This window comes from Rhizobium sp. YS-1r (assembly GCF_000757525.1).
Taxonomy (GTDB): Bacteria; Pseudomonadota; Alphaproteobacteria; order Rhizobiales; family Rhizobiaceae; genus Neorhizobium; species Neorhizobium petrolearium.
In genome coordinates this window covers 42,520-59,741 of sequence record NZ_JPYQ01000013.1, presented here as the reverse complement: position 1 = coordinate 59,741, position 17,222 = coordinate 42,520, and the positions used below count along the sequence as shown (strand labels likewise).

Genomic DNA, 17,222 nt, shown 5'->3' with positions numbered 1-17,222 from the left:
TGCCAGCAGTGATATTTCCGGAGTACAAGAACAAATGTTCCGCTTTTGTTCTTGGCGGATTTTGTGAGTGTTTGAAGACGGCAACTCAATTTCATGGCAAAACCCAAGACCCAATTCGTGTGCCAGAACTGCGGCACGGTGCACAGCCGCTGGGCCGGCAAGTGCGATGGCTGCGGCGAATGGAACACGATCGTCGAGGAAGACCCGATGGGCGGCATCGGCGGCGGTCCCGGCCGCGCACCGAAGAAGGGCCGTGCGGTGGCACTCACCACGCTTTCCGGGGAGACCGAACAGGCGCCGCGCATCCATACCGGCATTTCCGAACTCGACCGGGCGACCGGCGGCGGTTTCGTGCGCGGTTCGGCCGTGCTTATCGGCGGTGATCCCGGCATCGGCAAGTCGACGCTGCTGATGCAGGCGGCGGCGGCCCTCTCCCGCCGCGGGCATCGCATCATCTATGTTTCGGGCGAGGAGGCCGTGGCGCAGGTGCGGCTTCGCGCTCAGAGGCTGGATGCCGCCAATACCGAAGTGCTGCTCGCCGCCGAAACCAATGTCGAGGACATCCTCGCCACCATTTCCGAGGGCAAGCGGCCCGATCTCGTCATCATCGATTCGATCCAGACGCTCTGGAGCGACACCGCTGATTCGGCACCGGGCACCGTCACCCAGGTGCGCACCGGCGTGCAGGCGATGATCCGCTTCGCCAAGCAGACGGGTGCGGCCATGGTTCTCGTCGGGCACGTCACCAAGGAAGGCCAGATCGCCGGCCCGCGCGTCGTCGAGCACATGGTCGATGCAGTCCTCTATTTCGAGGGCGACCGCGGCCATCACTACCGCATCCTGCGGACCGTCAAGAACCGATTCGGCCCGACCGACGAGATCGGCGTCTTCGAAATGTCCGACAAGGGCTTGCGCGAAGTCTCCAATCCGTCCGAACTCTTCCTCGGCGAACGCAACGCAAAGGCGCCGGGCGCGGCCGTCTTCGCCGGCATGGAAGGGACGCGGCCCGTGCTTGTCGAGGTGCAGGCGCTGGTCGCGCCGACCTCGCTCGGAACACCGCGCCGTGCGGTGGTCGGCTGGGATTCCTCCAGGCTTTCGATGATTCTCGCCGTGCTGGAGGCCCATTGCGGCGTGAAGCTCGGCCAGCATGATGTGTATCTGAACGTGGCAGGCGGCTACCGCATCTCCGAGCCGGCGGCCGACCTTGCCGTCGCTTCGGCGCTGGTCTCCTCGCTTGCCGGTCTTGCCCTGCCCGCCGATTGCGTCTATTTCGGCGAAATCAGCCTCTCAGGGGCGGTGCGGCCGGTTTCACAAACGGCGCAACGCCTTAAGGAGGCTGAGAAACTTGGTTTTGCCGGGGCCATGCTGCCGGCAGCATCCGCCGAAGTGCCGAAAGGTACGGGCGGTCGCTGGACCGAGATCGACGACCTGCCGGACCTGGTGGCACGCATCGCAGGCTCATCGGCAAGGTTACGGCAAGCACCGGAAGATGATTGATCTTCCGTTAACAGGTCCGCTGTTGTATGACGGCTGCCTTGAGGCGGGGCGCCGGCATAATCCGGCAAGTCTTGGAGTAATATATGCCCATTACGATTTTCGACGGTATCGTCATCGGCGTGACGCTGTTTTCCGCCGTGCTCGCCATGGTTCGCGGCTTTTCGCGGGAGGTGCTGTCGATCGCAAGCTGGGTGGGCTCCGTCGCGGCCGCCTATTACCTCTATCCGCTGCTTCTTCCCTATGCGAAGAACTACACCGCGGATGACCGCATCGCGATTGCCGCGTCCGCCGGCATCATCTTCCTGATCGCGCTGATCGTCATCTCGTTCATCACGACCCGCGTCGCCGATTTCATCATCGACAGCCGCGTCGGCGCGCTGGATCGGACGCTGGGCTTCCTCTTCGGGGCCGCCCGCGGCATCCTGCTGCTCGTCGTCGCCGTCGCTTTCTGGAACTGGCTCGTGGCCGCGAATGCGCAGCCGGCCTGGGTCACGCAGGCGAAATCCAAGCCTTTCCTCGACACGCTCGTCGCGCGCCTCGAAGCCGTGCTGCCCGACGATATCGAGCCGCAGATCCGCGCACGCATCCTGGGCCGCGAGGCAGCGCCCGCCGAGGGCGCCGCCGGACAGGACCAGCCGCCGGCAGAGGATGCGCCTGCGACAAATAATTGACGCTTTGTTGCGCTTGATGCAGCGCAAAACATCACCATTTGTGGTAACATTCGAATTCAGGTGAGAGCGGGCTGGGTTCCGGGGAGGTTTTCCCCGGCCGGCCTTTCCATTTTTCCGACAGGGACGGTTGTCCGAAGGATAAGGGGCCAAGATGAGCGAGCCGGTTTCCGAGACGTTTGACGAAAAAAGCGTCCATGAATGGGATGGCGATACGCTTCGCGAAGAATGCGGCGTTTTCGGCATCCTGGGCCATCCCGAAGCGGCGACGCTGACGGCGCTCGGCCTGCACGCGCTCCAGCATCGCGGCCAGGAGGCGGCCGGCATCGTCTCCTTCGACGGCCTGCGCTTTCATTCGGAACGCCGCATGGGGCTTGTCGGGGACCACTACACCGATCCAGTCACGCTTGCCCGCCTGCCCGGCAATATCGCCATCGGCCACAACCGCTATTCGACGACCGGCGAGGTGGCGCTCCGCAACGTTCAGCCGCTTTTCGCCGAGCTCGAAGTCGGCGGCATCGCGATCGCCCATAACGGCAATTTCACCAACGGGCTGACCCTGCGCCGGCAATTGATCGCCGGCGGCGCCATCTGTCAGTCGACCTCCGACACTGAAGTGGTGCTCCACCTCATCGCCCGCTCACGCTACACCTCGACGGCAGACCGCTTCATCGATGCGATCCGCCAGATGGAAGGCGGTTACGCAATGGTCGCGATGACCCGGACCAAGCTGATCGCGGCGCGCGATCCGATCGGCATCCGCCCGCTCGTCATGGGCGAGCTCGACGGCAAGCCGATCTTCGCTTCCGAAACCTGCGCACTCGACATCATCGGCGCCAAATTCGTCCGCGACGTGGAAAACGGCGAGGTCATCATCTGCGAAGTCCAGCCGGACGGCTCGATCACCATCGACGCCCGCAAGGCCGGCAACGGACAGCCGGAACGCCTCTGCCTTTTCGAATACGTCTATTTCGCCCGTCCCGACTCGGTCGTTGGCGGCCGCAGCGTCTACGTCGCGCGCAAGAACATGGGCATCAACCTCGCCAAGGAGGCGCCGGTCGAAGCGGACGTCGTGGTGCCGGTACCGGACGGCGGCACGCCGGCGGCGCTCGGCTATGCGCAGGAAAGCGGCATTCCGTTCGAATACGGCATCATCCGCAACCACTATGTCGGCCGCACCTTCATCGAGCCGACACAGCAGATCCGCGCCTTCGGCGTCAAGCTCAAGCATTCCGCGAACCGTGCGATGATCGAGGGCAAGCGCGTCGTGCTGGTCGACGATTCGATCGTGCGCGGCACGACCTCGTTGAAGATCGTCCAGATGATCCGCGATGCGGGCGCCAGGGAAGTACACTTCCGCGTCGCGAGCCCGATGATCTACTACCCGGATTTCTACGGCATCGACACGCCGGACCGGGAAAAGCTTCTCGCCAACCAATACGACAACCTGGACGCCATGTGCCGATATATCGGCGCGGATTCGCTCGAGTTCCTGTCGATCAACGGCCTCTACCGCGCCGTCGGCGGCGAGGACCGCAACGATGCACGCCCGCAATTCACCGATCATTACTTCACCGGCGCCTATCCCACCCGCCTGCTCGACAAGGATGGCGAGACGATGGGTCGCAAGGTTTCGGTTCTCGCCAGCAACGGCTGAGGCAAACGGACCGGTTTGCATTCAGTGGCAAACGCTTTAGAAGGCTGCGGCAACGCAGCCTTCTTCTTATGCCGCGAGACCGTGAGGTGAACAGATGAACATCGATTTGAAGAACAGGATCGCGCTGGTCACCGGCGCGTCGCGGGGCATCGGCTATTTCACGGCGCTCGCGCTCGCAAAGGCCGGCGCGCATGTGATCGCCACCGCGCGCACCGTCGGTGGGCTGGAGGAACTCGACGATGCGATCAAGGCGGTCGGCGGCACAGCCACCCTCGTCCCGTTCGACCTTACCGATATGGCGGCGATCGACCGGCTCGGTGCTTCGATCTTCGAGCGCTGGGGTAAGCTCGACATCCTCGTCGCGAATGCCGGCATCCTCGGCGTCATCTCGCCGCTCGGCCATATCGAGGCCAAGGTGTTCGAAAAGGTGATGACCACCAACGTGACGGCCACCTGGCGGCTGATCCGCTCGGTCGAGCCGCTGCTCGTCAAATCCGATGCGGGCCGCGCCATTCTCCTGTCGTCGGGTGTCGCCAGCAATCCCCGCGCCTTCTGGGGCGCCTATGCGATGTCCAAGGCAGCGGTCGAAAACATGGGCCGCATCTGGGCTGAGGAGACCGCGCATACACCGCTCAAGGTCAATCTCGTCAATCCCGGCGCCACCCGCACGGCGATGCGCGCCCAGGCGGTACCGGGGGAGGATCCCGAAACGCTGCCGCATCCTTCCGAAGTTGCCGAGAAAATCCTCTTCCTCGCCTCCCCCGACATGAAGGAGAGCGGCCGGCTGTTCGTGGTGCGCGAGAACCGGTTCGTGGATTTCAAGTCGCCGGAGTGAGACGGTCTAACCATCGCGAGCAGGGACCATTCCTGCTTGCAGCTTCGAAGCGGGGGACCTAATTTGCGCGACATCGATTGGGTACTGGGACGCTTCCTCCATTGTCGCTTGAAGAATTCATCACGCAATACGGAGCGCTCGCGGTCTTCGTCGGAGCGGGAGCCGAGGGTGAGACGGTCGCATTCCTCGGCGGAATCTTCGCGCATCGCCACCTGATGCCGTACTGGCAGGCGGCGGTGGCCGCATCGCTCGGTTCTTTCGTCGCCGACCAGTTCTTCTTCCTCGCCGGACGATACGCGAGCAGGCTTCGCTTCGTCCAGACATTCACCGCCTCCGACATGATGCGGCGCGTCACCCGCCTTCTGGAAACCTATCCGACCGGCTTCATCCTGTCCTTCCGCTTCATCTACGGGATCCGGATCATCAGTCCGGTCGCGATCGGCCTTTCCTCCGTATCGGCACTGCGGTTTCTGGCGCTCAACCTGGTCGCCGCAAGTATCTGGGGCACGGTCATCACCGCAATCGGCTTTCTTCTCGGCAACGTCGTCGAAGCCGTTTTCGGCCGGCTGCACCTCCACATCCATCTGTTGATCGCGCTCGCGGCCGTTGCCGTATTGATCGCCGCGACTGCCATCCTGACGAAGAAATACCTCACACGCCCTTCAAGGCGCGCGTAAGGCCATATTACCCACGGGGTTGATGCCATCACCACGCGCACGCCCCGTATTCCGCTTGCTTGATTTCCGCTATGCTGTGGCGCCTGCGGTGGGACGCAGGAATCACGCCTTTGGGGGATATCGCATGAAAAATATCGCATTCTATTTCTTCGGCGCGGCGGTGCTGTGCGTCACCGTCGGCATGTTCTGGGGCATCCAGATGTCGATCTCGCACAATCACACGATGGCGCCGGCACATGCACACCTGAATCTCGTCGGCTGGACGACGCTCGGCCTCTTCGGCCTCTATTACACTGTAACGCCGAATGCCGCCGGCACGATGCTGTCGAAGGCCCATCTCGGTTTCGCCGTGCTCGGCGTTCTCTGTCTGGTGCCCGGCATTGCGATCGCGGTCTCCACCGGCGGCGAGGCGCTGGCCGCGATCGGCTCGATCCTCACCGTCATCTCGATGCTGATCTTCCTGGTTATCGTCTTCAAGAACGGTATCGGCCACAAAGCCTGACGCATTCGCCCGTGGCGCGGGCAAGGCCTCTTGACCAAAGTTCCCGCCCGCGCCATAACCTCGTACATGAAAACGGCGATTTCCATTTGCGGGATCATTATTCGCTAGCGCATCCGCTGGCCCGGCCGTTTTCGTCTCTCGAAAAGCCTTGAAGACAAACGACCCGGCCGGAGCCGGATGATTTCTTGTTGTCTCAACCCGAAATCATCCGGCTCCCTATCGAATGATCGGAGCGGGATGTCGGCCGAAAACCGCATACACTTTTCGGCATCCTGCTCTGCCGGCCGCTTGCCTTGGGAGATTTTTCGATGAGCGTCACGCTCAAGCTCTACAATACGCTGACCCGCGAGAAGGCGGAGTTTTCGCCGATCGATCCGCAGAACGTGCGCGTGTATGTCTGCGGCCCGACGGTCTACGACTACGCCCATATCGGCAATGCACGTCCTGCAATCGTCTTCGACGTGCTCTTCCGGCTGTTGCGCCACGTCTACGGCGAAAACCACGTCACCTATGCTCGCAACATCACCGACGTGGACGACAAGATCAATGCCCGGGCGCTGCGTGACCATCCCGGCCTGCCGCTCAACGAGGCGATCCGCGCCGTCACCGAACGGACCGAGACGCAGTATCACGAGGATGTGGCCGCACTCGGCTGCCTCATGCCCACCGTCGAGCCGCGCGCCACGGACAATATTTCCCAGATGATCGAGATCATCGAGGAACTGATCGCGCGCGGCCATGCCTATGTGGCGGCCGGCGAAGTGCTGTTCGACACGAAATCGATGCGCGACTACGGCCAGCTTTCCAAGCGCCCGCTCGACGAGCAGCAGGCCGGCGCCCGTGTCGCCGTCGATGCGCACAAGAAGAATCCCGGCGATTTCGTCCTCTGGAAGCTCTCCTCCCACAACGAGCCCGGCTGGGAGAGCCCCTGGGGCCGCGGCCGTCCGGGTTGGCATATCGAGTGCTCGGCGATGAGCCAACGTTATCTCGGCGAGGTGTTCGACATCCATGGCGGCGGGCTTGACCTCATCTTCCCGCATCATGAGAACGAGATCGCCCAATCGCGTTGCGCCCACGGCACGCAGGTGATGGCGAATGTGTGGATGCATAACGGCTTCGTGCAGGTCGAAGGCCGCAAGATGTCGAAGTCGGAAGGCAATTTCATCACCATCTACGATCTCCTGCACAGCGAAACCTTCGGCGGCCGGAAATGGCCGGGCGAAGTGCTCCGGCTCGCCATGCTGATGACGCACTATCGTCAACCGATAGACTTTACAGTTGAGAAACTTTTGGAAGCGAGACGCGCACTTGCGAAATTTGCCACATGGGCATTCGCTGCGGATGAAAGAGGTTTCACGCCTGATTATAATCCACGTGCGCCTCATCCAGATGTTCTGGATGCTCTTGCAGACGATTTAAACACTCCTCAAGCCGTTAGATCGCTGCACGAACAGGTAACGATTCTTTCTAACCGAGAGCGTCAAAAAGAGCCAAGCCATCACCAGCGCCTAGCTGAGTTTCGGCAATCTTTGAGACTTCTAGGCTTGAAAGTAGAAGCTGATGAAGTGGACGAGGCCGTCGCCGCCGAGATCGATCAGCGCGTCAAGGCGCGCCTCGAACTCATCAAGGCGAAGAATTTTGCCGAGGCCGACAAGATCCGCGACACGCTTTCCGCCGAGGGTATCCAGCTCAAGGACGGCAAGGACCCCGCGACCGGCGAACGGGTGACCAAATGGGAGGTGAAGCGGTAGGATGGGCGCCCTTGCGGCATATACCCCTCTCTGCCCTGCCGGGCATCTCCCCCACAAGGAGGGAGATTGGATAATAGCCATGCCTCGCCCTCAGCAAAGGTCCCGATTTGCCGTGCAGACAACCAAGGTGGTCTGTTTTTCGGGAAGCTGGCGCGTCTTGCCGATCTCCCCCCTTGTGGGGGAGATGCCCGGCAGGGCAGAGGGGGGTGCCAGCCCGGAAACGATCCGTGAGGAGCATGACATGCCGCATGCACCTGTCCCGCCTCAGCGCCGCGCAAACGCCAAGCGCATGCGCAAGACGATGACCGATGCCGAGCTGAAGCTCTGGAACGCGCTACGCGCCCACCGGCTGATGGGACTGAGCTTCCGCCGCCAGGTGCCGATCGCCGGTTACATCGTCGACTTCGCGTGTCCGGCGCATCAACTGATCGTGGAAGTGGACGGTTCACAGCACGGCAACGATGCCGACCTTCGCTACGACGACAATCGAACCAAACGGCTCGAACAAGATGGCTGGACCGTCCTGCGCTTTTGGAATGACGACGTCCTGAAGGACATCGACAACGTCTGTTTGCATATCGTGAAAATCGTTGGGGAGGGTTAGGTGATGAAGAACGGCATGGCTTTCTCGGTGGCACTTACCCCCCTCTGCCCTGCCGGGCATCTCCCCCACAAGGGGGGAGATCAGATAGTAGCGACGTCCCGCTCTCAATCTGAGTCTGAGGTTGCCGAGATTATTCTCTCCCCGGATGCTGTTCTGGGAAGCCGGAGCCTCTTGCCGATCTCCCCCCTTGTGGGGGAGATGCCCGGCAGGGCAGAGGGGTGTGGCGTATGGCATGACGAACGAGAAGAGGAGACTCGTCCATGACCCATATCCACACCGGCGGGTGTCAGTGCGGCGCGGTGCGCTTCCGTGCGGAAGGAGAGATCGGTTTTCCGCATCTGTGCCACTGCCGCATGTGCCAGAAAGCGGCAGGCAATTATTTCATGCCGCTCGGTGGCGTGAAGTGGGAGAACTTCTCCTTCACCCGCGGCGAGCCGGCCTGGTTTCACTCCTCCGAAACCGTGAAGCGCGGCTTCTGCGGAAAATGCGGCACGCCGCTCTTCTATGATGGCGGCAGCGACCATATCAGCATCACGCTCGGTTCGCTGGACGATCCGGAAAGCGTCAAGCCCCGGCTGCAGACCAATCTCGTGCACAAGATGTCCTTTTTCGGCGAACTGGATCACCTGACGCACGAGACGGCCATGGATATGACGCCGAGCGAAGAAAAGAGGGTCGCGGCGAGCAGCCGGCAGCACCCGGATCACGATACCGGGGTCTGGCCGCCGGAGCGATGGGAGGAGAAGTCATGAGCGATATTGTCCGAACCGGCGGTTGCCAGTGCGGCGCGATCCGCTTCCGGCTGGAAGGCGAGCCGAAGGATTCATCGATCTGCCACTGCCGCATGTGCCAGAAGGCTTTCGGCGCCTATTATGCGCCGCTGGTTGCCGTCGGTGAGGCGGAGCTTGCCTGGACGCGCGGTGAACTCAAATATTTCCAGTCGTCGAACCATGTGCGGCGCGGCTTCTGCGCGGATTGCGGCACGCCGATGACCTACGAGGCGGACGACGGCATCGCGATTTCCGCCGGCAGCTTCGACGATCCGGCCTCCCTGCCGCCCGTCGTGCAATATGGCATCGAGGCCAAGCTTCCCTTCGTGGACCGGCTGCATCAATTGCCCGGACGACACACGATGGAGGATATCGAGGCGGCCCCCTTCCTCGCCGACGTCGTTTCGTACCAGCATCCGGACCACGACACCGAAACCTGGCCGCCGGAGAACCGGCAGAAGGAGAAGAAGCATGACTGAGCAAGAGAGAACAGGCGGCTGCCAGTGCGGCGCGGTGCGCTTCCGGATCCACGGAAAGCTGGGGCGGCCTTCCATCTGCCATTGCCGCATGTGCCAGAAACAGTTCGGCTCCTTCTTCTCCGCGCTGGTCACCGTGCCGCCGGAGAGCCTGGAATGGACGCGCGGCGAGCCGAGCTATTTCCAGTCTTCGGTCAATATCGACCGGGGCTTCTGCCCTCATTGCGGAACGCCGCTGACCTACCGCCATCCGAACGGAATCGAACTCGCCATCGGCGCCTTCGACGACCGTTCCGATCTGGCGCCGCAGATTCAGGTCAACTATGCCTACCGGCTGCCCTGGGTTGAGACGATCTTCGACCAGCCGGTCTTCGAAGATCCGGATTTCGACCGGCAGCAGGAACAGATCATCTCCTTCCAGCATCCCGACCACGATACCGAAATCTGGCCGGAAAAAGGCCTGCACCTGTGACCGGCAACCCGAACCTGAAGATGCCGAAATGGCTGTTCTATGGGCTGATCGCCAAGGGTGCGATCGTCGTGCTCATCAACGCGGCGGTGCTCGCCTATGCATTCCTCGGATGAGGGACTGAATTGCCAACCAGACTGCCGGCAGGCAAAAGCGATTGATGAAGGACTTTTCGATGACTGAAGCGCTACGCACTCTCTATCCCGAGATCGAACCCTACGAGACGGGCCATCTCGATGCCGGCGACGGCCATGTGATCTATTGGGAACGCGTCGGCACGCGCGGCGCCAAGCCCGCGGTCTTCCTGCATGGCGGGCCGGGCGGCGGCTGCAACCCGAACCAGCGGCGGCTCTTCAATCCGGACCTCTATGACGTCTTGCTGTTCGATCAGCGCGGCTGCGGCCGGTCCACGCCGCATGCCAGCCTGGAGGCCAACACGACCTGGCATCTGGTCGCCGATATCGAGCGGCTGCGGGAAATGGTCGGGGTGGAGAAATGGCAGGTCTTCGGGGGCTCCTGGGGTTCGACGCTGGCGCTCGCCTATGCCGAAACCCATCCGGAGCGCGTGAGCGAACTTCTGGTCCGCGGCGTCTACACGCTGACCAGGCCAGAACTCGACTGGTACTACCAGTTCGGCGTCTCGGAAATGTTCCCGGACAAGTGGGAGGCCTTCATCGCGCCCATTCCGCCGGAAGAGCGCCACGAAATGATGGCCGCCTATCACCGCCGGCTGACCGGCGACGACAAGGCGGAGCAGATCCGCTGCGCCAAGGCCTGGAGCGTCTGGGAAGGCTCGACCATCACGCTTCTGCCGGACCCGCAACTGGCGACCAGCCACGACGACGACCATTTCGCGCTCGCCTTCTCCCGCATCGAGAACCATTTCTTCATGGACGCCGGCTGGCTGGAGGACGGGCAGCTTTTGCGCGATGCGACGAAGCTCAGGGGCATTCCGGGCGTCATCGTGCACGGCCGTTACGACATGCCCTGCCCGCTGAAATATGCCTGGCAGCTCTCGAAAGTCTGGACGGATGCTGATTTCCATATCGTGGAGGGCGCGGGACACGCGGTATCGGAGCCGGGGATTACCGATCAGCTCATCCGCGCGACGGATAAGTTTGCGGGAAGGTCTAATATCCGATGAATACGAAGAACACCCCCCTCTGGCCTGCCGGCCATCTCCCCCTCAAGGGGGGAGATCGACTCGCGGCGACGTCGCGCTCCCGACAAGCGCTGACGATGGAGGGAAGCCAGAGCGTCTTACCAATCTCCCCCCTTGAGGGGGAGATGGCCGGCAGGCCAGAGGGGGGTAAAGCGGAAAACCACGGAGTATCGTTCTGGGAGGAGCGCCCATGACACGCGAACGCATCTATCTCTTCGACACCACGCTCCGCGACGGGCAGCAGACGCCCGGCGTCGACTTTTCCGTCGAGGACAAGATCGCCATCTCCAACCTGCTGGATGCCTTCGGCATCGACTATATCGAAGGTGGCTATCCGGGCGCCAACCCGACCGACACGGCCTTCTTTTCCGAAAAACGCACGCAGAAATCCACATTCGTCGCCTTCGGGATGACGAAGCGCGCCGGCATTTCCGCTTCCAACGATCCGGGGCTTGCCATTCTCCTTCAGGCGAAGAGCGATGCGATCTGTTTCGTGGCGAAGAGCTGGGACTATCACGTGCGCGTCGCGCTCGGCTGTTCCAACGAGGAGAATCTCGAAGCGATCCGCGAGAGCGTCGAAGCCGCCCGCAGCGCGGCCAAGGAAGCGATGGTCGATTGCGAGCATTTCTTCGACGGCTACAAGGCCAATCCAAAATACGCGCTCGCCTGCGCGAAGACCGCATACGAGGCCGGCGCCCGCTGGGTCGTGCTCTGCGACACCAATGGCGGCACGCAGCCGCATGAAATCCGCGAGATCGTTTCAGCGGTGATCGCCGCCGGCATCCCGGGCTCATCGCTCGGTATCCATGCCCATGACGATACAGGCCAGGCGGTCGCCAATTCGCTTGCGGCCGCCGAGGCGGGCTGTCGGCAGATCCAGGGCACGCTGAAAGGCATCGGCGAGCGCTGTGGCAATGCCAATCTCGTCACCCTGATCGCGACGCTTTCGCTGAAGGAAACCTATTCCTCGCGCTTCGAAACGGCGGTCGACGCGGAACGGCTCACCGGCCTCACCGCTCTCAGCCATGCCTTCGACGAGTTGCTCAACCGTTCGCCGAACCATCAGAGCCCGTACGTCGGGGCATCCGCTTTCGCCACCAAGGCCGGCATCCATGCTTCCGCCCTGCTCAAGGACCCGCGCACCTATGAACACGTGACACCGGAGAGCGTCGGCAATTTCCGCAAGGTCATGGTCTCGGACCAGGGCGGCAAGTCGAACTTCATCAATGCCTTGAAACGACGCGGCATCGAGGTCGCCAAGGACGATCCCAAACTCGACCAGCTGATCTCGATCGTGAAGGAGCGCGAAGCTTCCGGCTATGCCTACGAGGGCGCCGACGCGAGCTTCGAACTGCTTGCCCGCCGCACGCTCGGCACCATCCCGGAATTCTTCACCGTGGAAGGGTTCCGCGTGATGGTCGAGCGCCGCTTCGATTCCCACGGCCGCATCAAGATCGTCTCGGAGGCGGTGGTGAAGATCGCGGTCGATGGCGAAACGCATATGTCGGTGGCGGAAGGCGACGGCCCGGTCAACGCGCTCGACCGGGCACTGCGCAAGGATTTCGGCAAATACCAGCACGAGATCGACGACCTCGTGCTGGCCGATTTCAAGGTGCGTATCCTCAACGGCGGGACGGAGGCGATCACCCGCGTCCTGATCGAATCCACCGATTCGAGCGGCGTGCGCTGGTGGACGGTCGGGGTTTCGGAAAACATCATCGACGCCTCGTTCCAGGCGCTGATGGATTCCGTCATCTACAAGCTGATGAAGAATCGGGAACTCGCCGGCAAGATCGCTGCGGAGTAATCAGAGCCCCGGCGCTTGCCCGGCTTCACTTCCTGGCGAGCGCCATGATCGTCCAGCCAAACCCCAGCCTTTCCTTGAGCCGTTCGACACGATTGCCGAACAGGAAGCGAATTGGCTCGTTCAGCCTTGAAGAATTCACGACGCGCATGAGCCCCTTGTTCGCCTTCGGTGAAACTGTGAACAGCTCGGTAACCACGAAGTTGTTTTCGAGAAGATTGCGGAGTTCGCCTTTGTCCACCCAGCGGCGGATCTGGCCCGTCGCCGGTGGAGGGACATTGTTGAAGTTCTCGAGGACATAACGGTTCTGTGTTGCCATCATCAGATAACCGCCCGGCCTTAGATGGTCCGCGAGCTTTCTCACAAAGGCCGCCTGTTCCTCGACATGGGAAAGAACTTCGAGCGTCACGACCACGTCGAATTTCTCCGCGCCGAAATCCAGGTGCATGAAATCACCGGGGACAAAGCGGATATGCGGCATACGTCGGCTGGCGCGCGCCAGAACCTCATCCGACAGATCGGTCGCGGTGACGCTTCCGTAGCGTGACAGCTGATTGCAGAACCAACCCGATCCGCAGCCCGCCTCCAGAATCGCGGCATCGCGAATTTCCAGGCTGTCCAGCCAGCCGGTCACCACCTCCGCCTGCCGGAGTGAAACATCATGGACGGCATGCTCACGTGCGGAAGCATTCCAGTCGTTCCAAAAGCGCGTTTGGAGGCCGATTTCTTGCATGTCAACGCCACTCCGAATGCAGCGCCGTCCCGTGCCGCCATAGGTCTCCGGTGGAGGGTGGGAAAGCCGCCTTGATCGAAGGCTATCACTGGAGCATCCGTCTCCCCATCTGTCCAATAGAGGTATGCGGCTCGTGAACCTGTCCGATCGGCCTTTGCTCATCCTTCCGGACATGATTTCGAGAAATAGCCGGAGCAAACATCCTCGCCACTTCCCGAAAGAAAGTTCCGATGGGATCCGAGCAGGTCGTGCATCTCCGCCATCTCGGCGGCAACGTCGAATCGGCTAAACGTATGATCCGGCAATCAGCAGGACGGCGCCCGCAATCATCATGGCCAAACCCGGCCAGTTCTTGCCGAGGCCCAGGAAAGCGACGCCTTGGCGTCCGGGTTCCAACGTGGGCTTTGATCCGGCCTGGTCAGGGCGGTGTGGATCACTTAGCCGACGGCGGCCAAGGGCCTCGCGGAGCATATACAACAGTCCGATCACGATCAGGATCGATCCAAGAACGATTGCCAGCATCGCGCCTATCTCCTTAGGCGTTACCTGGGTTGTTATAACGCAAAGACGCCCGATTTGGGAGTAGGCATCGTTTTTCTGTATGTGCCGAGGTCCACCGGCTCACACCTCCTCGAACGACAGTCCCCAATCCTCCTCGCCGTACCATTCCTCCCGCCCCGGCGGTGTTTGCCAGCGAAAGCTGCGCACCTGAAAGCCTCGGCGCGAGCGGAAGGCATCGGCCAGTCGCTGATGGCGGCCTTCCGGTGGAGGCACCTGCCCTTCAACCCAGACGAAGGAGACCGGCTGCAGGAATTTTGCACCGAAGCCTGACGGCCGGCGGTCGATCATCAGGAATCCGGCCCAGCGGGTGAAACCGGTAGGCCTGCCGTTCTCGATCGCCGGGACGCCAAGGGGAAAGAGCGCCCTGCCGTAGATCGCGAGATTATCGATCCAGGCTTCCGGCGGATGGTCGAGCGCGAAATTGGCATAAACGACATCCGCATCCTCCTCCGGCCATTCGGTCCCATCACCCTGAATGAGCTGGACGTTCGCATAGCGGCCAAGGTTTTCCCGCGCCTTTTCCGCCAGCGCTTCGTCATATTCGACTGCGATTACCCGGCCCGACGGTCCCACCAGCTCCGCGATGATTGCACTGTAATAGCCTGTTCCGGCCCCCAGATGGGCGACCGTCTCCCCTTCCCGAATGCCGAGCGCATGCAGCGCTGCAGCATGCAGCGAGGGCATGCCGTTGTTGACGCCGCGTGCCGTATCAATCCCGATCAGCATATCCTGATAGAGAACGACGGGATCGGCGGATGCCATCTCCCGATAGTTGTGAAAGTCCTTGTAGACCCAGGGCGGCGGCCCGATGAATTCCTCGCGCGGCACCTTCGCAAAAGCCGCTAAAAGTCTGTCGTTCCTGGCAACTCCGGCTTTCGCCAGTATCTGTTTCGCATAGATCTGCCGGTGCACCGGCTCATCCTCGAAAGCCATTCAACCCTCCGCTCTCAAAGGCAACCACCATTCCATCCGAAGCTTACAGGATCGCGACAGGTCATGGTTCCTTCAAGGAAATGAATTGGTTCGGCTCAATCTATTCGTTTAGACCGGGGAAAAATAGAATAAATGATGGAAACACCCGCAATGGCCTCCGATACCACCCCTGCTATCATCAAGAACGAGGATACGCCGCGCGGTTTCGCGTTCGGGCTGACGGCCTATTTCCTCTGGGGTTTCCTACCGTTCTATCTCAAGGCGGTCGCCCATATCCCCTCGCTCGAAGTTCTGGCGCATCGCGCGCTCTGGTCCGTTCCGGTCGCCGGGATCGTCCTCGTCGCGCTGCGCCGCACGGCCGACCTGAAGGTCGCGCTGAAGACACCGCGCATGCTGGGCATGGCCTGCCTGACCGCGACGATCATCATGGTCAACTGGGGCATCTATGTCTGGGCAGTGGCCGCCGGCCGCGCGCTGGATGCCGCGCTCGGTTATTTCATCAATCCGCTCTTCAGCGTCTTTCTCGCAGCCGTCATTCTCAAGGAGAAGCTGGCGCCCGCGCAGCTCGTGGCGATCGGCCTGGTCGTGGTGGCCGTCACGATTCTGACGATCGATGCCGGCGGCCTGCCGTGGGTGTCGATCGGACTTACCGTAACCTGGGGCTTCTATGCGCTTTTCCGCAAGACACTGCCGATCGGGCCGAACCAGGGCTTTTTCCTGGAAGTGCTGCTGATCAGCATTCCCTGCCTGCCCTATGTGGTCTGGCTCGAGGCCACCGGACAAGGCCACCTCCTCCATTCGACCGGCTGGGACACGTTCATCCTGGCGATAGCCGGCGTCGTCACCGCCGTTCCTCTGATGGTCTATGCCAACGGTGCCAAGCTCCTGACGCTCTCTACCATCGCGATCATGCAGTATATCGCGCCGACGATGATCTTCCTCATCGCAGTCTTCGCCTTCCACGAGCCACTCAGCCTCGTCAAGCTCGGTGCCTTCGTGCTGATCTGGGCGGCGCTGGCAATCTATACATGGTCGATGCTCAGGCAGGTGCGCGGGCGCTCGCTTTAAGATACTGAGGCATATTCATGAAAATGAACGGGATTCCCTTCGGCACTACTGACTGGAGCGGCGTGCCGAAGGCCCGTCACGAGGGCGAGCGCGGCTTCGCGATCTGGCAGACTCGCCATTTCGGGAAGGTACGGGTGCGCATGGTCGAATATTCGCCCGGGTACCTGGCCGACCATTGGTGCGTCAAGGGACACATTCTGCTCTGCCTCGAAGGGGAGCTTGCGACCGAACTCGCGGACGGCCGTGTCTTCGTGCTGAAGCCGGGCATGAGCTATCAGGTGGCTGATGACGCAGAGCCGCACCGCTCCTCGACATCCGGCGGCGCGAAACTCTTCATCGTCGACTGAGGGCCATCAGAGCTTTGAAATCACATCCTCCTCGCCATCGGACGGGGGACGGTCTTCGCCCCGCTCCAGGATCGCCGGGACGATCTGGTCCACCTCCGGGATGACCATGGGCTGGACGAGATGTGCGTGGTGGATAAAGCCCTGCTCGCGCATGTGCCGGATGAGTTCGAGCATCGGGTCCCAGAAGCCGCCGATATTGGCGAAGACCATCGGTTTCTGATGCCGGCCGAGCTGTGCCCAGGTCATGATCTCGACGATCTCCTCCAGCGTGCCGATGCCGCCCGGCAGGGTCACGAAAGCGTCAGCGCGCTCGAACATCTTATGCTTGCGCGCATGCATGTCCTCAGTCACAATCAACTCGTTGAGCTGGCCGAGCGAGTGGCGCGTCGCCTCCATATCGACAAGAAACTCGGGAATGATGCCGGTGACCTGACCGCCGTTCGACAGAACGCCGGATGCGACCGCACCCATGATGCCCTTGGTGCCTCCACCGTAGACAAGCCGAAGCCCGTGGGCAGCAATGGATTTTCCGAGCGCACGGCCCGCCTCTATATAGGCTGGATCGCGTCCCGGCTGCGAACCGCAGTAAACGCAGATGGATCGAATCGGCAAGAGTTTTCTCCGTCAGGCATCCCAAAATGCGGGCAAGAACATGCCCCGATCCGCGAAATTGGCGGGAAATGCCCGGAAGAGCAAGGGTTTATAACG

Annotated in this window: 19 protein-coding genes; 15 read left to right on the top strand and 4 right to left on the bottom strand. The window is 61.8% G+C overall.

Going from position 1 to position 17,222, the window contains the following annotated elements:
* The first annotated feature begins 93 nt into the window (after positions 1–93).
* From radA to cimA, 13 genes are all read left to right on the top strand, one after another.
* The gene (gene radA / locus JL39_RS12290) at positions 94–1,497 is read left to right on the top strand and encodes a DNA repair protein RadA (protein WP_037150494.1); all 1,404 of its coding nucleotides are present in this window, start codon (positions 94–96) and stop codon (positions 1,495–1,497) included.
* A gap of 83 nt (positions 1,498–1,580) precedes the next feature.
* On the top strand, positions 1,581–2,168 hold the full coding sequence (locus JL39_RS12285) for a CvpA family protein (protein ID WP_037150492.1): 588 nt from the start codon (positions 1,581–1,583) through the stop codon (positions 2,166–2,168).
* Positions 2,169–2,319: 151 nt separating this feature from the next.
* Entirely contained in the window at positions 2,320–3,822 is a 1,503-nt protein-coding gene (gene purF, locus JL39_RS12280) for an amidophosphoribosyltransferase (RefSeq protein ID WP_037150490.1), read from the top strand.
* 94 nt (positions 3,823–3,916) lie between these two features.
* Entirely contained in the window at positions 3,917–4,657 is a 741-nt protein-coding gene (locus JL39_RS12275) for an SDR family NAD(P)-dependent oxidoreductase (RefSeq protein ID WP_037150488.1), read from the top strand.
* Between the two features lie 101 nt (positions 4,658–4,758).
* Positions 4,759–5,334 (top strand): DedA family protein, encoded by a 576-nt coding sequence (locus tag JL39_RS12270; protein ID WP_037150486.1) that lies wholly within the window; start codon positions 4,759–4,761, stop codon positions 5,332–5,334.
* A gap of 124 nt (positions 5,335–5,458) precedes the next feature.
* Positions 5,459–5,836 carry a hypothetical protein gene (locus JL39_RS12265; RefSeq protein WP_037150484.1) on the top strand — a complete coding sequence of 126 codons (378 nt, stop codon included), beginning with the start codon at positions 5,459–5,461 and terminating at the stop codon, positions 5,834–5,836.
* Between the two features lie 308 nt (positions 5,837–6,144).
* Positions 6,145–7,587 carry a cysteine--tRNA ligase gene (gene cysS / locus JL39_RS12260; RefSeq protein WP_037150483.1) on the top strand — a complete coding sequence of 481 codons (1,443 nt, stop codon included), beginning with the start codon at positions 6,145–6,147 and terminating at the stop codon, positions 7,585–7,587.
* A gap of 241 nt (positions 7,588–7,828) precedes the next feature.
* Positions 7,829–8,191, top strand: a complete 363-nt coding sequence (locus JL39_RS12255; protein ID WP_037150480.1) for a DUF559 domain-containing protein — start codon at positions 7,829–7,831, stop codon at positions 8,189–8,191.
* Positions 8,192–8,451: 260 nt separating this feature from the next.
* Entirely contained in the window at positions 8,452–8,943 is a 492-nt protein-coding gene (locus JL39_RS12245; RefSeq protein ID WP_037150478.1) for a GFA family protein, read from the top strand.
* Positions 8,940–9,440, top strand: a complete 501-nt coding sequence (locus JL39_RS12240) for a GFA family protein (protein WP_037150475.1) — start codon at positions 8,940–8,942, stop codon at positions 9,438–9,440. Before JL39_RS12245 ends, JL39_RS12240 begins: the two co-directional genes overlap by 4 nt.
* On the top strand, positions 9,433–9,909 hold the full coding sequence (locus JL39_RS12235) for a GFA family protein (protein WP_037150473.1): 477 nt from the start codon (positions 9,433–9,435) through the stop codon (positions 9,907–9,909). Before JL39_RS12240 ends, JL39_RS12235 begins: the two co-directional genes overlap by 8 nt.
* A 172-nt stretch (positions 9,910–10,081) precedes the next feature.
* A complete protein-coding gene (gene pip / locus JL39_RS12230; RefSeq protein ID WP_037150900.1) occupies positions 10,082–11,050 on the top strand; it encodes a prolyl aminopeptidase in 969 nt (322 codons plus the stop codon).
* A gap of 208 nt (positions 11,051–11,258) precedes the next feature.
* A complete protein-coding gene (gene cimA / locus JL39_RS12220; RefSeq protein ID WP_037150469.1) occupies positions 11,259–12,875 on the top strand; it encodes a citramalate synthase in 1,617 nt (538 codons plus the stop codon).
* Between the two features lie 25 nt (positions 12,876–12,900).
* On the opposite strand, the gene JL39_RS12215 is transcribed toward cimA, so the two are convergent.
* The 3 genes from JL39_RS12215 to JL39_RS12205 form a co-directional block, all read right to left on the bottom strand.
* Positions 12,901–13,605 carry a class I SAM-dependent methyltransferase gene (locus JL39_RS12215; RefSeq protein ID WP_037150468.1) on the bottom strand — a complete coding sequence of 235 codons (705 nt, stop codon included), beginning with the start codon at positions 13,603–13,605 and terminating at the stop codon, positions 12,901–12,903.
* Between the two features lie 285 nt (positions 13,606–13,890).
* Positions 13,891–14,127, bottom strand: coding sequence for a hypothetical protein (locus tag JL39_RS12210; protein ID WP_037150465.1), 237 nt, complete (start codon positions 14,125–14,127; stop codon positions 13,891–13,893).
* Between the two features lie 99 nt (positions 14,128–14,226).
* Complete coding sequence (locus JL39_RS12205) at positions 14,227–15,099, bottom strand: methyltransferase domain-containing protein (protein WP_037150463.1); 873 nt, start codon at positions 15,097–15,099, stop codon at positions 14,227–14,229.
* Positions 15,100–15,249: 150 nt separating this feature from the next.
* On the opposite strand from JL39_RS12205, the gene rarD reads away from it, so the two are divergent.
* Both rarD and JL39_RS12195 read left to right on the top strand, forming a co-directional pair.
* On the top strand, positions 15,250–16,167 hold the full coding sequence (gene rarD / locus JL39_RS12200; protein WP_037150898.1) for an EamA family transporter RarD: 918 nt from the start codon (positions 15,250–15,252) through the stop codon (positions 16,165–16,167).
* Between the two features lie 17 nt (positions 16,168–16,184).
* Positions 16,185–16,514 (top strand): DHCW motif cupin fold protein, encoded by a 330-nt coding sequence (locus JL39_RS12195; RefSeq protein ID WP_037150460.1) that lies wholly within the window; start codon positions 16,185–16,187, stop codon positions 16,512–16,514.
* Positions 16,515–16,520: 6 nt separating this feature from the next.
* Here JL39_RS12195 and JL39_RS12190 read toward each other — a convergent pair whose 3' ends face one another.
* Positions 16,521–17,126: a TIGR00730 family Rossman fold protein gene (locus JL39_RS12190; protein ID WP_037150457.1), complete on the bottom strand. Its 606-nt coding sequence runs from the start codon at positions 17,124–17,126 to the stop codon at positions 16,521–16,523.
* Between the last annotated feature and the right edge of the window lie 96 nt (positions 17,127–17,222).

Excerpts from the sequence above, each read along its gene's own strand:
- radA (WP_037150494.1), top strand. The coding sequence starts at position 94 with ATGGCAAAACCCAAGACCCAATTCGTGTGCCAGAACTGCGGCACGGTG.
- JL39_RS12285 (WP_037150492.1), top strand. The coding sequence starts at position 1,581 with ATGCCCATTACGATTTTCGACGGTATCGTCATCGGCGTGACGCTGTTT.
- purF (WP_037150490.1), top strand. The coding sequence starts at position 2,320 with ATGAGCGAGCCGGTTTCCGAGACGTTTGACGAAAAAAGCGTCCATGAA.
- JL39_RS12275 (WP_037150488.1), top strand. The coding sequence starts at position 3,917 with ATGAACATCGATTTGAAGAACAGGATCGCGCTGGTCACCGGCGCGTCG.
- JL39_RS12265 (WP_037150484.1), top strand. The coding sequence starts at position 5,459 with ATGAAAAATATCGCATTCTATTTCTTCGGCGCGGCGGTGCTGTGCGTC.
- cysS (WP_037150483.1), top strand. The coding sequence starts at position 6,145 with ATGAGCGTCACGCTCAAGCTCTACAATACGCTGACCCGCGAGAAGGCG.
- JL39_RS12255 (WP_037150480.1), top strand. The coding sequence starts at position 7,829 with ATGCCGCATGCACCTGTCCCGCCTCAGCGCCGCGCAAACGCCAAGCGC.
- JL39_RS12245 (WP_037150478.1), top strand. The coding sequence starts at position 8,452 with ATGACCCATATCCACACCGGCGGGTGTCAGTGCGGCGCGGTGCGCTTC.
- JL39_RS12240 (WP_037150475.1), top strand. The coding sequence starts at position 8,940 with ATGAGCGATATTGTCCGAACCGGCGGTTGCCAGTGCGGCGCGATCCGC.
- JL39_RS12235 (WP_037150473.1), top strand. The coding sequence starts at position 9,433 with ATGACTGAGCAAGAGAGAACAGGCGGCTGCCAGTGCGGCGCGGTGCGC.
- pip (WP_037150900.1), top strand. The coding sequence starts at position 10,082 with ATGACTGAAGCGCTACGCACTCTCTATCCCGAGATCGAACCCTACGAG.
- cimA (WP_037150469.1), top strand. The coding sequence starts at position 11,259 with ATGACACGCGAACGCATCTATCTCTTCGACACCACGCTCCGCGACGGG.
- JL39_RS12215 (WP_037150468.1), bottom strand. The coding sequence starts at position 13,605 with ATGCAAGAAATCGGCCTCCAAACGCGCTTTTGGAACGACTGGAATGCT.
- JL39_RS12210 (WP_037150465.1), bottom strand. The coding sequence starts at position 14,127 with ATGCTGGCAATCGTTCTTGGATCGATCCTGATCGTGATCGGACTGTTG.
- JL39_RS12205 (WP_037150463.1), bottom strand. The coding sequence starts at position 15,099 with ATGGCTTTCGAGGATGAGCCGGTGCACCGGCAGATCTATGCGAAACAG.
- rarD (WP_037150898.1), top strand. The coding sequence starts at position 15,250 with ATGGCCTCCGATACCACCCCTGCTATCATCAAGAACGAGGATACGCCG.
- JL39_RS12195 (WP_037150460.1), top strand. The coding sequence starts at position 16,185 with ATGAAAATGAACGGGATTCCCTTCGGCACTACTGACTGGAGCGGCGTG.